The sequence below is a fragment of the Kocuria oceani genome (assembly GCF_029524215.1).
Classification (GTDB): Bacteria; Actinomycetota; Actinomycetes; order Actinomycetales; family Micrococcaceae; genus Kocuria; species Kocuria oceani.
In genome coordinates this window covers 23402-36696 of sequence record NZ_JARAMH010000016.1, presented here as the reverse complement: position 1 = coordinate 36696, position 13295 = coordinate 23402, and the positions used below count along the sequence as shown (strand labels likewise).

At 71.1% G+C, this 13295-nt stretch carries 13 protein-coding genes; 8 read left to right on the top strand and 5 right to left on the bottom strand.

What is annotated here, in order from left to right:
* Window positions 1-242 precede the first annotated feature (242 nt).
* The 8 genes from rpmH to PU704_RS15535 all read left to right on the top strand — a co-directional run bounded on the left by rpmH (window position 243) and on the right by PU704_RS15535 (window position 7028).
* Window positions 243-380, top strand: a complete 138-nt coding sequence (rpmH, locus tag PU704_RS15570) for a 50S ribosomal protein L34 (protein WP_019181680.1) — start codon at window positions 243-245, stop codon at window positions 378-380.
* 102 nt (window positions 381-482) lie between these two features.
* A complete protein-coding gene (gene rnpA / locus PU704_RS15565) occupies window positions 483-896 on the top strand; it encodes a ribonuclease P protein component (RefSeq protein WP_047805090.1) in 414 nt (137 codons plus the stop codon).
* Entirely contained in the window at window positions 893-1333 is a 441-nt protein-coding gene (gene yidD / locus PU704_RS15560) for a membrane protein insertion efficiency factor YidD (RefSeq protein ID WP_047805091.1), read from the top strand. Before rnpA ends, yidD begins: the two co-directional genes overlap by 4 nt.
* Window positions 1330-2316, top strand: a complete 987-nt coding sequence (gene yidC, locus PU704_RS15555; RefSeq protein ID WP_277551954.1) for a membrane protein insertase YidC — start codon at window positions 1330-1332, stop codon at window positions 2314-2316. Before yidD ends, yidC begins: the two co-directional genes overlap by 4 nt.
* A gap of 83 nt (window positions 2317-2399) precedes the next feature.
* A complete protein-coding gene (locus PU704_RS15550; protein ID WP_047805093.1) occupies window positions 2400-3008 on the top strand; it encodes a Jag family protein in 609 nt (202 codons plus the stop codon).
* Window positions 3008-3679, top strand: coding sequence for a 16S rRNA (guanine(527)-N(7))-methyltransferase RsmG (gene rsmG, locus PU704_RS15545; protein WP_277551953.1), 672 nt, complete (start codon window positions 3008-3010; stop codon window positions 3677-3679). The genes PU704_RS15550 and rsmG overlap by 1 nt, the downstream gene beginning before the upstream one ends.
* Before the next feature lie 368 nt (window positions 3680-4047).
* Window positions 4048-4899 (top strand): ParA family protein, encoded by an 852-nt coding sequence (locus PU704_RS15540; protein ID WP_277551952.1) that lies wholly within the window; start codon window positions 4048-4050, stop codon window positions 4897-4899.
* A 920-nt stretch (window positions 4900-5819) separates the two neighbouring features.
* Window positions 5820-7028, top strand: a complete 1209-nt coding sequence (locus PU704_RS15535; RefSeq protein ID WP_277551979.1) for a ParB/RepB/Spo0J family partition protein — start codon at window positions 5820-5822, stop codon at window positions 7026-7028.
* Window positions 7029-7098: 70 nt separating this feature from the next.
* Here the strand turns inward: PU704_RS15535 and PU704_RS15530 are convergent, their stop codons facing one another.
* The 5 genes from PU704_RS15530 to murJ form a co-directional block, all read right to left on the bottom strand.
* The gene (locus tag PU704_RS15530; RefSeq protein WP_152683471.1) at window positions 7099-8304 is read right to left on the bottom strand and encodes an N-acetylmuramoyl-L-alanine amidase; all 1206 of its coding nucleotides are present in this window, start codon (window positions 8302-8304) and stop codon (window positions 7099-7101) included.
* A 117-nt stretch (window positions 8305-8421) separates the two neighbouring features.
* Window positions 8422-8757 (bottom strand): thioredoxin, encoded by a 336-nt coding sequence (gene trxA, locus PU704_RS15525; protein WP_047805098.1) that lies wholly within the window; start codon window positions 8755-8757, stop codon window positions 8422-8424.
* A 146-nt stretch (window positions 8758-8903) separates the two neighbouring features.
* Window positions 8904-9935, bottom strand: coding sequence for a thioredoxin-disulfide reductase (gene trxB / locus PU704_RS15520; protein ID WP_277551951.1), 1032 nt, complete (start codon window positions 9933-9935; stop codon window positions 8904-8906).
* A gap of 132 nt (window positions 9936-10067) precedes the next feature.
* Window positions 10068-11507, bottom strand: a complete 1440-nt coding sequence (locus PU704_RS15515) for a hypothetical protein (protein WP_152683472.1) — start codon at window positions 11505-11507, stop codon at window positions 10068-10070.
* 153 nt (window positions 11508-11660) lie between these two features.
* Complete coding sequence (gene murJ / locus PU704_RS15510; protein ID WP_277551978.1) at window positions 11661-13283, bottom strand: murein biosynthesis integral membrane protein MurJ; 1623 nt, start codon at window positions 13281-13283, stop codon at window positions 11661-11663.
* Window positions 13284-13295 lie beyond the last annotated feature (12 nt).

Genomic DNA, 13295 nt, shown 5'->3' with positions numbered 1-13295 from the left:
TGCTCCCCCTGCGCCGCACGCCCGGGGCCGCCCGGGGGAGCCGGCGCCCAGGGGCGTCGTCGGCCGCTGATTTGACCGTCCCCGGCCCGTTGTCTAGGGTGAGGTAGTCTCTTGTGTCCCCTGTCATGCCCTTCCGCATGCTCGGACGCATCCACCAGCACTGCTGCGCCCGCCCCTTCGCCGTACCGACCCGGTGCGCCGAGGACCACGCGGCGCACACCCCGACGCCTTTGGAGTAACCAGTGAGCAAGCGGACTTTTCAGCCGAATAACCGCCGTCGCGCCAAGAAGCACGGCTTCCGCGCCCGGATGCGCACCCGTGCCGGCCGCGCCATCCTCGCCGCCCGCCGCAGCAAGGGCCGCACCGAACTCTCGGCCTGAGCCGTCCCATGTCGGCACCGGCGTCCCGGACGACCACCCCTTCCCGGGTGGCAGGATCCGTGCCGGGACCGCCGGAGCACCGGGCCCGTCAGGAGCCGGACCGTGCTGCCTGAGCAGCACCGGATCCGGACCTCGGCCCAGTTCTCGGCCACCACGCGTTCCGGCGCCCGCAACGGGCGCCGGAACGTCGTCGTATATGTGCGCCCCACCGCCGAGGACCGCCCGGCGCGCTTCGGCTTCGTCGTCTCGAAGGCGGTGGGCAACGCCGTCCGGCGCAACAAGGTGAAGCGGCGCCTGCGGGAACTCGCCCAGACCACGGTCAGGCAGGTCCCGTACGGTTGTGATGTGGTCGTCCGAGCGCTCCCGCCCGCCTCCGCCGCGGACTGGGCGGAGCTGGCCGCCGACTACGCAAAGGCCTGGCGGACGGCGTCCGCGCGCGCGGGCGTCCCCCGCGCCGCGGCCGGGACGCCTCCGGCAGAAGACCACCGACCCGGACGGGAGGAGCCAGCGTCATGAGCCAGCACGCCCATGGGCACGAGGACCTCCTCACCGCGGCTCCCCACGAGTACGTCCGCCCGGCGTCGGCGTGGCAGGCTCTCTGGTTCCTGCCGCAGAACGCGCTCATCGCGGGCCTGAAGCTCTACCGGACCATCGTCTCCCCCCTGTACGGGGACGTCTGCCGGTACTTCCCCTCCTGCTCGGCCTACGCTCTCGAGTCCGTCGCGGTGCACGGCGCCGTGCGCGGCCTCGGGCTCAGCGTCCGCAGGCTCCTGCGCTGCCACCCCTGGGCGGCCGGTGGGATCGACAGGGTCCCGGACGGCGGTCGGAGCTTTCCCGACTTCGCGTCCCTGCCCAAGATCGTCCTGCTGAACCACCCCACCCTTGCCGAGCGCCACCAGCACCACCCCGCCGGAGGCACCGGCCCCGCGGCCCAAGGAGAGCCCTCCCCATGAATCTGTTCGAACTGATCCTCTTCCCCTTCAGGTGGGTCGTCTCCGCCGTGCTGTGGGTCTTCCACGAGCTGCTGACGGCCGTCGGGATGGATCCCGCCGCGGGCATCACCTGGGTGCTGTGCATCGTGGGTCTCACCCTGGTCATGCGCACGCTGACCATCCCGCTGTTCCTCAAGCAGATCAAGTCCATGCGCGGCATGCAGGAGCTGCAGCCCGAGATGGCCAAGCTGCAGGCCAAGTACAAGGGCAAGAAGGACCAGCTCTCCCGTCAGGCCATGGCCCAGGAGCAGATGGAGCTCTACAAGCAGCACGGCTCCAACCCGTTCTCCGCGTGCCTGCCCATCCTGGTGCAGATGCCGATCTTCTTCGGCCTGTTCCAGGTCCTCAACGGAGTGCCCACGTCGGCTGCGGCCGGCGAGGGCGTGCACGTGCTCAATGCCGCCACCGTGCAGTCCTTCAACGAGGCCACCTTCTTCGGCGCCCCGCTCTTCTCCACCCTGCTCAACCCGGGCGACGGCAACCACGTCGCCACCGTCGTCCTGGCCGTCGTGATGATCATCGCGATGTCCGCCTCGCAGTTCTTCACCCAGAAGCAGCTGACGGCCAAGAACATGAGCGAGACCGCCAAGGCCTCCCCCATGTACCGCCAGCAGCAGATGATGCTCTACCTGTTCCCGCTCGTCTTCGCGATCGGCGGCATCAACTTCCCCATCGGTGTGCTCATCTACTGGACCGTCTCCAACGTGTGGTCCATGGGCCAGCAGTGGTGGGTCATCCGCAACAACCCGACCCCCGGCTCCCAGGCCGAGCAGGAGCTCAACGAGCGCCGCGCCGCCAAGGGACTCCCCCCGTTCGGCAAGACCCGTGAGGAGCACGAGGCGGAGGTCGAGGAGCAGCGTGCCCGCGCGGCCGCGGGACAGCGTCAGCAGCCGGTCGGCAAGAAGCGGCAGCGGCAGCAGGCGAAGAAGAAACAGGCGGGATGACCGCTGCGGGTCACCCCCGCGACTTCCTCCCCGCACGGGGCCGGGATTCCCGGCCCCGTGCTTCCACGGCCACAGGAGACGACATGAGCGACATCCGGCAGACCACCCAGGACGCCGACGAGGCGCAGCCGACCCCCCACCCCGTCGAGGGCGACGCGCCGGCGGACCCCGCCGCGCAGACCGGCCAGGACCAGGACCCGGCAACGGATCCCACGCTCGATCCCCTCGAGGAGGAGGGCGAGGTCGCGGCCGACTACCTCGAGGAGCTCCTGGACACGGCGGACCTCGACGGGGACATCGACATCGAGGTCCGCGACGGCCGCACGTACCTGTCCGTCGTCGCGGAGGGCGACGACGACGAGAGCCTGTCCGTGCTCGTCGGCGAGGACGGGGAGGTCCTCGAGGCGCTGCAGGAGCTCGTGCGGCTCTCCGTCCTGTCCACGACCGGACGCCGCTCGCGGCTCGTGCTCGACATCGGGGGCTACCGCCTGCGCCGGTCCACCGCGCTGCAGGAGATGGCCCTCGCCGCCGTGCGGGAGGCCCAGGAGACCGGGGAGCGGGTGCACCTCGAACCCCTGTCCGCCTACGAGCGCAAGATCGTGCACGACGTGGTCGCGGAGCAGGGCCTGGTCAGCGAGTCCGAGGGCGAGGGGGCGGGACGGCACATCGTGGTCTCCGCCGAGCAGGCCTGATGGCCGGCAACCCCCGCCCCGCCCCCGCCGCGCAGGAGCCCCCGCTGCCGGACCCCCAGGAGCGTCTGGCCGCCGAGCGGCTGTTCGGGGACCGGCTGGCACTTGCGGAGCGCTACGTCGCGCACCTGGCGTCCTCGGGAATCGTGCGCGGGCTCATCGGTCCCCGCGAGGTGCCGCGGCTCTGGAGCCGCCACGTGCTCAACTGCGCCGTGGTGGAGGAGCTCCTCCCCCAGGACGCGAGGGTGGCCGATGTCGGCTCCGGAGCGGGTCTGCCGGGGCTGTGCCTGGCGCTGGCCCGGCCCGATCTGCGCCTCACGCTGATCGAACCGCTGGAGCGCCGGGTGCAGTGGCTCGACGAGGTCGTGGCGGACCTGGGACTGACCAACGTCCGGGTGCTCCGCGCCCGGGCCGAACAGGCCAAGGACGAGGTGGGTGACGTGGACGTCGTCACGGCCCGTGCGGTCTCCGCGCTCGTGGGCCTGCTCGACATCACGCTGCCGCTGCTGCGCGGCACGGGCGAGCTCCTGGCGCTCAAGGGACGCTCCGCCGCCCAGGAGATCGACAAGGCGCAGAAGAAGCTGGTCCGCCACGGCGCCCGCTCCACCGAGGTCCTCACCGTGGGCGACGCCCTGCTCGCCGAGCCGACCACGGTGGTCCGTGTGCGGCTGTGAGCGCTCCGGCCGTCGGCGACGTGCGACGCCGGTAGGCTGGGGGTCGTGTGCCGTGGGCGTGGCGCCGTGGCCGTCCTCTCGGGGTGGTCCTCGCTCCCCCGCCCGGCGGCCGGACCCGGACGCCTCCCGCAGGGAGGATGCGCCCGAAGGGAACCACATCCAGACGAACCGGGAAGGTGCGCGGTCAGATGCCGATCGACGACGGTGAGCAAAGCCCGGTGGGCTTCGGCGAGGAGTTCCCACCGGATCCGATTGATCAACCGCTCAAGGTTGTACCCGACCGCGGCAGCCGTGTTTCACGTGAAACCGACGGACAGCTGTCCAAGATGACGACGATGGCGGACGACACACCGCTGGGGAGGACGCTCGTGGAAGAGACCAGGCGACGCGCCAGGCTGAAAAAGGTCCAGCTGGAGAAGCCCGCCGCGACGCGGGTCTTCACCATCAGCAACCAGAAGGGTGGCGTGGGCAAGACGAGCACCTCGGTGAACCTCGCCGTCGCGCTGGCGCGACAGGGCCAGAACGTCCTGGTGATCGACAACGACCCGCAGGGCAACGCCTCGACCGCCCTCGGTGTGGAGCACAGCTCCGAGGTGGACAGCACCTATGACGTCCTCATCGACGAGATGCCGATCGCCGACGTGGTGAAGACCTCCGTCGAGGCGGAGAACCTGTGGGTGGTGCCCGCGACCATCGACCTCGCCGGGGCGGAGATCGAGCTGGTGTCCATGGTGGCCCGTGAGCACCGCCTGCGCCGGGCGCTTGAGGCCTACGCCAGGCAGCGGGAGGCGGACGGTCTGGAGCGGCTCGACTACGTCTTCATCGACTGCCCGCCCAGCCTGGGTCTGCTGACCCTCAACGCGTTCGTCGCGGCCACCGAGGTGCTCATCCCCATCCAGTGCGAGTACTACGCGCTGGAGGGACTGAGCCAGCTGCTGAAGAACATCGAGATGATCCAGAAGCACCTCAACCCGGAGCTCAAGGTGTCGACCATCCTGCTCACGATGTACGACGGCCGGACCAACCTGGCGTCCCAGGTGGCCGAGGAAGTGCGGACCCACTTCCCCGCCGAGGTCCTGGAGACCATGATTCCTCGCTCGGTGCGCATCTCCGAGGCGCCGAGCTACCAGCAGAGCGTCATCAGCTACGACCCCAGCTCGACCGGTGCCCTGTCCTATCTCGAGGCCGCCGCCGAGATCGCCCAGCGCACCGGCCGCTGACCGGTTCCACTTCCCAGAGCGCCCGCCTCCCCCGGAGGCGGGCGCTCTGCTGTGCGTGCACCGCGAGTCCGGAGGACCCGGCCCGAGGATTTCCGATGTTTCACGTGAAACGCCGCCTGCGCGGGTCCGCTCCGCCCACCGTTGACCGCATGACGTGTGGTGGGCGACGCGGCAGGGCCTACGGTGCTCGCCGCAAGACCACGTCCTGTCGCGGAGCGTGGCAGCCGGCCGCCCCGCGGTCCTCCGGCCATCGTCGCCGGCGCGGCCGGGGCGTGGAGCGACCGGGCGGGGACGTGGCTCCGCTAGAATTGACCGGATTGCCGCGCGAGGAGAGGAACACCGTGAGCGAACGACGACGTGGTCTGGGTCGAGGACTGGGAGCGCTCATTCCGAGCGCGCCGGCCGCAGAGGCACCGACGGAAGCGTCGGCGACGCCGGTCGGTGCCACAGCGGCCGGGGAGACCGAGGGGCAGTCGTCTCCTCCCCTGGTTCCTGGCACCAGCATCGCAGACGTTTCACGTGAAACACCGGCCGTCTCGTCCTCGGAGGATGCCCGGACCAGCGGGTCTGGGGGCCGGAGTCAGAGCGCGGCCAAGTCCGCGCCGAAGCGGTCGCGCGCTGCAGCGGGCTCGCCGGCGTCCCGATCTGCGGTCACCTCCGCATCCGCCTCCGCGCAGTCCCCCGAGCCGCCACTGGCCGTCCACGACCGGAGCGATGAGCAGGGCACCACGGAACGGGGCCCCGCTGACACGCTGTTCGCCGACGAGGCCGTGGCGCCGGAGTCCGGGTCCGACGCGAGTGAGTCGGGGGGAACCCGTACCGAGGGGAGTTCCGCGCCGACCGGCCGCACCGCAGCCGGGCCCCGCAGCCGGTCCGTGAGCCCGGCGGCGCGTCAGAAGGCCATGAAGGCCCGCATGGACATGGGCGAGGCGCTGCGCAACACGACGCTGGTCAGCCGACCGTCCGACATGTTCTTCCTGCCCTCGAGCGCCCCGGACACGCCGGCGAGCCGCGAGGCGCCGAGCTCGGCACGCCAGGACAAGACGGCCGCCGGCAGCGCGACCGTCGCGGAGAACCGCGGTACCGGCACGCCCGAGGACGGATCGCCGACCCGGTCCGAGGACTCCAGCGCCCCTGCAGATGACGTTTCACGTGAAACGGAGCCGCGGACACCGGAGCGTCCTGACGCCCAGGAGTCGCCGCTGCCAGCACGGCGTGCGCCGGACGGACAGGCGGTGAGTGGTGACATGGACGGCAACGCGGATGTTTCACGTGGAACGGAGGAGTTGGTTCCAGAGCTGACCGCCGTCCCGGGCGCCACGTTCGCGGAGATCGCGGTCGACGCCATCCACCCGAACCGGAAGCAGCCGCGGCAGGTGTTCGACGAGGAGGAACTCGCCGAGCTGGCGTACTCCATCGGCGAGCTCGGCGTGCTGCAGCCGATCGTGGTGCGCCCCAGCCGGGAGGACGGCGACACGTCCTACGAGCTGGTGATGGGAGAGCGGCGCTGGCGGGCGACCCAGCGCGCCGGCCTCGGCACCATCCCGGCCATCGTCCGGGAGACCTCCGACGACGACCTGCTCCGTGACGCCCTGCTGGAGAACCTGCACCGCAGCCAGCTGAATCCCCTGGAGGAGGCCGCCGCGTACCAGCAGCTCATGGAGGAGTTCAACACGACCCAGGAGGAGCTCTCGCGCCGCATCGGGCGGTCCCGTCCGCAGATCAGCAACACGATCCGCCTGCTGCGGCTGCCGCCGCTCGTGCAGCGCCGGGTCGCGGCCGGTGTCCTCTCGTCCGGTCACGCCCGCGCCCTCCTGTCCCTGGCCGACCCCGCGGAGATGGAGCGGCTCGCGCAGCGCATCGTCGCCGAAGGGCTCTCCGTCCGGGCCACCGAGGAGGCCGTGTCGCTGAGCGAGGGGATCGAGCGGAAGACGCCGCGCGCGGCGGCGCCGGCCGGCCGGCACAAGGAGCGGCTGGACTACATCGCGGAGGCCTTCGCCGATCGGCTGGACACCAGCGTCAAGATCGCGCTCGGGGCCCGGAAGGGCAAGATGACCATCGAGTTCGCCTCGGTGGAGGACCTGAACCGGATCATCGAGGTCCTGGACCCGGGGATCGAGCGTTCCTGACGGGAACGGAGACGACAGAGCCCCGGTGTTTCACGTGAAACACCGGGGCTCCGCGCTGTGCGGGCCGGCCTCAGCGGCCGTTGAACTCCGCGACGTCGTCCAGGCGCATGGTGCCCGTGGGCACGTCGTCCTCCGCGAGCAGGAACATCCGCTGCAGGCCGAACACGACGGCTTCCGCCAGGTGGCTGCGGTGCTCGGGATCCGCGAGGGCCGCGCGGTCCGTGGCGCTGGAGAGATAACCGAGGTCCAGCCAGACCGTCGGGGCGTCATGGGTGCGCAGCAGCTCCCACTGCCGGGCGTGGCTGCCGAGATCGAGGGCGCCGGTGCGGGCCACCATCTCCTTGAGCACGAGACCGGCGGCACGCTCACCGATGGGGGAGTAGACCTCCGAGTGGTCCTGCTCGCCCCAGTAGTACGAGGCGAGACCCGTGGCGGCGGGGGAGTCGTTCCAGTCGCAGTGCAGTGACACGACGACCGAGTCCGGATGGCCGCCGATGGCGTCGTGCACGGAGGGCACGCACCGGACGTCGTCGCCGCGACGGTCCCTGAGGGTGCGGTCCGGTGCGACGATCGCCGGCTCGGCGCCGATCTCCCGCAGCAGACCGAAGGCCAGGACGGCGACGTCGGTGGTGACCTCGTCCGCGCGCTCGGCGAAGTCCGGGGCGGCCGAGGCCGGTGGCTGCTGTCCCGCGGCGCGCGACGGCACGAGGACCACGGAACGTCCACGGAGCGCAGAGGTGGCGCGCTCGAGCCGGTGGTAGTCCCGCAGCGAGAAGGCCTTCGAGGAGGTGATGTTCTTGTTGATCCGGGCGAGGGCGGCGATGGTCTCACGGTCCACCACGCCCGTGGCAGCCACGCCGAGGCTCTGCTGCAGCTCCAGCACGGCATGGTGCGTGCCCCGGGTGAAGATCCCGTTGAGGTGCCCGTAGTAGAAACCCAACCGAGAAAGGTTGTGCTGTAGCCCCGCGACGTCGTCGCCGCGCAACGGGCGGTCCTCGTCGAGATAGAGGGAGCGGTCGCCCAGCGCGTACTGGGCCTCGTTGAGGCCGCGGTCGGTCTCGGGGCCCACCAGGCCGTCGACGATGAGACCGCGCTCCTGCTGGAAGGCCCGCACGGCGGCGTCGACGTGGTCGTCGAAGTAGGAGGGGTCGTTCACGTCCTGCGGCGCGAGGTAGGCCACGGTGACGCCCGCCCGGAGCAGACGCTCCCGGAGGCCCACCACACGCCGGTTCGTCATGCTCCGGCGCAGCATCGGTTCGGTGTCGTCGAGTTTCACAGGTGTCCCACGGGTCGTCGGGTCGGCGTCAGTGCCAGTACAACGGCTCATCCGTCCCCTCCCGCTCGGGGGAGAGGACGGATGAGCGCGGTGCGGCCGGGATGTCGGTACGGCCGATCAGTTCCCGGGGGTCAGGTAGTCGGCGAACTCCTTCTCGAGGGCGCTCTTCGGCTTGGCGCCGATGGCCTTCCTGACGACCTCGCCGCCCGAGAAGAGGTAGATCGCGGGGATCGAGGTAATGCCGTACTGGGACGCCACGGCAGGGTTCTCGTCGACGTTGAGCTTGACGACCTCGATCGCCTCGGCGTGCTCGGCGGCGATCGCGTCCAGGACGGGGCCGACCATGCGGCACGGGCCGCACCACTCGGCCCAGAAGTCGACGATGACGGGCTTCTCCGACTCCAGGACCTCGGTCTTGAAGTCGGCGTCGGTGACGTTCTTGGCGGCGCTCATGTTTCTCCTTGTCCGGGCGCCGGCACGCTCGGGGCGTGCTCGGCGCTCTGGGTGGAACTCGTGCGAAGGGCGGAACTGGTTCGATTATGGACCATGCCGGCCGGGGCGGCCGGAGCCGCCCGGTCCGGCTGCAGGGCCGGGGACGCTCAGCTGTGCAGCACCGAGCGGTCGTGCAGGGCGGCGAGATAGTGCTCGGCGTCGACCGCGGCCACGCACCCGGAGCCGGCGGCGGTGATCGCCTGGCGGTACGTCGCGTCCACGACGTCGCCCGCGGCGAAGACTCCGGCGAGGCTCGTGGTGGAGCTGCGCCCGTCCACCTGGATGGTGCCGTCGACGGTGAGCTCGAGCTGGTCGGCGACCAGCGCGGTGCGCGGGTCGGAGCCGATCGCGACGAACAGTCCCGTCACGGGCAGCTCCGAGGTCTCCCGGGACTCGGTGTCCTGCACGGTGACGGAGCGGACCTTCTCCTCCCCGTTGATGGCCACGACCTCGGCGTTCCACAGCACCTCGATCTTCGGGTCCTCGAAGGCGCGCTGCTGCATGATCTCGGAGGCGCGGAAGCTGTCCCGCCGGTGGATGATGGTCACCTTCGAGGCAAAGCGGGAGAGGAAGGTCGCCTCCTCGAGGGCGGAGTCCCCGCCGCCGACGACCGCGATGTGCCGCTCCTTGAAGAAGAAGCCGTCGCAGGTGGCGCACCAGCTCACACCGTGGCCGGAGAGTCGCTTCTCGTCCGGCAGACCGAGCTCCCGGTACGCGGAGCCGGTCGCGATGATCACGGCGTGCGCGCGGTGCACCGAGCCGTCCTCGAGGGTCACGGTCTTGATCTCGCCCTCGAGCTCCATGGCCACGACGTCCTCGTAGCGGATGTCGGCGCCGAAGCGCTCGGCCTGCTGCTGCATGTTGGACATCAGTTCCGGGCCCTGGATGCCGTCGATGAAACCGGGGTAGTTCTCGACCTCGGTGGTGTTCATGAGCTCGCCGCCGGCGGTCACGGAGCCCGCGAACACGATGGGCTGGAGGTTGGCGCGTGCGGCGTAGATCGCGGCGGTGTACCCGGCGGGGCCGGAACCGACGACGATCACCTCGTGGACGACCTCGTCCTCGGGGGCGGACGTCGGCTCGCCGCCGCGCGGGGTGAGATCAAGGGCGTTGATCACGGGACCGAAGTCGGGGCTCACTGTTCTGCTGACCTTCCGTACAGGGAGCGGCCGGACGGGTCCGGCCGCGGGGACCACTGGCACAACGGGGGGCGCACGGCGGATATTCCGGTGCCGTGCCCCCCGGCCGCGGCCGCCGGGGGAGCGGGGGTGTCAGTCCAGCTGGATCTCGCCGACCCGCAGGCCGTAGGTGAACCCGGCGATGGGGTTGGTCAGCTGCGGCAGCTGGGTCCAGTTGACGATCACGTACTGGTGGCTCTCCTCCCGGGCCCCGGCGGCCAGCGGGACCGTGATCTCCGGGCCGGTGAAGGAGCCGGAGCCTACCTGCTGGGCGCCGTCCAGGGTCGGGGCGTCGTTGACGTAGACGTCGAACATGCCGCCGGACCCGGAGGACTGGCTGAGCCGCAGGCTCTCCACCGGTGCGGGCTCCTCGAGCTCGACGGCCAGGCCCACGCTGGGCGCCTGGTTGCCGAAGTTCTGGTCGGAGAAGCCGTAGCTGATCCAGTAGGTCGAGGGATTGCCGTCCACGGTCTGGCTCAGCTGGGCGTCCTGGTCGACCATGAAGTCCGCGTTGCCGGGCACGATCCGGGTCACGGCCGCGGGCTGCGGGTCCGCCTCCGGGGCCTCCGGCTCGGCCTCCGCGCTCGGCTGGGCCTGTTCCGCCCCCTCGTTTCCCCCGGCAGGGGCGCTGGCGGCCGGATCCGGGGCGGTCGCCCCGCCGAAGAGCCCGCCCAGGCGGTCGAAGCTGAACACCACGGCCCCGATCAGCAGTGCGAGCAGCACCACCACCAGCAGGAGGAGGCCCTTGCCGCCCTTCTGGGTGCGCGGAGCGGTGTCCTTGCCGCGCGGCGGCGGGCCGCCGGCCGTCTCCGGCTCGCGGTGGGGGGCCTCCTGGTGCTCGTCGTAGTAGCTGTCGTAGCGGTTGTCGCCGTCGTAGCCGGGATCGATGTCGGTGCCGGCGGTGCGGCCGGCCACGGCGGCGGTGCCGCTCGCGGCCGCCCGGTCGAAGAGCGTGGAGCGGGTCGAGGTGGCGCTGACCCGCACCGGCCGGCCGAGGCGGGTGCGCACCGAGGGCGCGGGCGCGGCGTCGTCGTACGAGTCGTCGTCCCGCCACCGGGTGACCTTGGGCTCGGGGGCCGCGGCGCCGAGGTCGTCGGAGGGCTCGGTGGCGACCACCGGGGTCGGGCTGGTGGGGTCCGGCTCGTCGTAGACGTACGAGGCGCTGCCGGTGCCGCGCGGTGCGCCGAAGATGTCGTCGCTGAGGGACTCGTCCTCGATCTCGTCGGGCTCCACGAGCAGGGAGTCCAGCATGTCCGCGGCCGGGGTGTGCGAGGTGACGAGGTAGGTGTGGTCCTCCGCCTGCCCCAGGTCGAGGATCTGGAACGGGGCGCCGATGCTGCCGTTGGCCATCGAGCGCGCGTTCTCCACCAGCAGGGAGGTGTGCCGCTCCGCGGGCAGCAGGATCGAGACGCGGCGGCCCAGGATCTGGTCCTGGCCCTCGAGCACGTGGTCGCCCTCGGCGGTGGCCAGCACATCGGTGATCACTTTGTAGCGGCCGCCGAGGACGGAACCGAGCTTCATCGGTGCGGGCACGTTGGCTCCCTGGGGGTCGGGAATTCGCGGAGGGGCCGGAATTCGCGGGTGGGGGTGGCCGGCGGGGCAGAAGGGGTGTTCCTGACCCACGTCACCGACCACTCAGCACTTTACCGGTCCCGGCGGCCCGCGGCGGAGAGCCGTGTCACACGGTCAGCGGCCGAGCCGGGCGAGGACCGGGCGCACGAGGCTGTCGAGCTCCCGGACGCGGCAGAGCCGCAGGGCGCCCAGATAGGCGGTCCCCATGACGGTCCCGCCCACGGCCACGGTCGCGATCGCGGTCAGCTGGTTGGTCCAGGGGAAGCCGTCCGGGTCGTAGCCGCCGAGCAGGAACAGGACCACGGCACCCACCACGCCGGCGAGCAGGGACGCCACGAGGATCCGGGCGTGGGAGTCCATGATGCGGGCGAGGTCGTAGTCCCCGATCCGGCGGACCAGGACGAGGTGGTAGACGAGCGTGCTCAGGATGTTCTGGGCGGCGTAGCACGCGGCGACCGCGAAGATGATGTGGTCCGGGGCGATGAACCACCAGATCAGCAGGGCGGACAGCACCGTGAAGAGCGCCACCCCGACCTGCACCAGGAACGGGGTGCGGGCGTCCTCCTGCGCGTAGAAGGCCCGGCCGAGCATGAAGGAGATGGACATGAAGGGCGCGCCGATCGCGATCACCGTGATCACCTGGCCGATCACGGCTCCGGCGGAGGGCACACCGCCGCTGAAGAGCATGCCGAGGGGTCCCGCGAAGACGATGAGGGCGACGGTGGCGAAGACCGTGGCCACGCCCGTGATCCGCAGGCTCGAGGACAGGGACGCCACCATGCCGGCCCGGTCCCCGTCCGTGGAGGCGGCGGCCATCCGGTTGAACAGCACCGTGGCGATGGACAGCCCGATCACCCCGTGCGGCAGGGAGTACAGCATCGAGGCCTGGTTGAGCGCCGCGACGCCCGCGATCTGCTGCGGTGGGTCCATGGCGAGGTACTCCGGGCGGTAGCCGGTGGGGATCGCGGCGACCTTGGTGAGGGCCAGGAACGCCAGATTGGCGATGATCCCCGTGGCCAGGGTCCAGCCGGCCAGCCGCGCGGCGGTGGAGAGCCCGATGCCGCGCCAGCCGAAGCGGGGGCGCAGCCGCAGTCCCAGCCGGCCCAGCGGCCAGAAGAGCACGAGGGCCTGGGTGGCGACGCCCACGGTCGCCATGGCCGCCAGCCAGAACGTCTTGGCCGGTGTCCAGTCGTCCAGGGAGTGCTCCGTCTGGGCGTACGTCCCGAACTGCTGGATGAACACGAGCAGCGCCGCGATGGCCACCACGTTGTTGACCACCGGCGCCCACATGTACCAGCCGAAGGCGCCGCGGGCGTTGAGCACCTGACCCACCACGGTGTAGAGGCCGTAGAAGAAGATCTGCGGGAACGTGAACAGCGCGAACGTCAGTCCGAGCGAGAGCTGCGCCTCGGTCCAGTCGGTGCCCATGGTCCGCACGATGGGTCCCGCCAGGGCCACCACGACCGCCGTCACCCCCAGCAGCGCGAGCACGGCCAGGGTGAGCAGGCGGGAGATGTAGTCGGCCCCGCCGTCGTCGGCGGTCCGGGAGGCCTTGATGATCTGGGGCACCAGGACGGCGTTGAAGATCCCGCCGGCCACGAGGACGTAGATCAGGTTCGGCAGCGTGTTCGCCAGCTCGAAGACGTCGGAGACGGTCGTGACCGAGCCGATGGCCACCGTGATGAGCACGATCTTGACGAACCCCAGCGCGCGGGAGACGAGCGTGCCGGAGGCCATGATGGCGCTGGA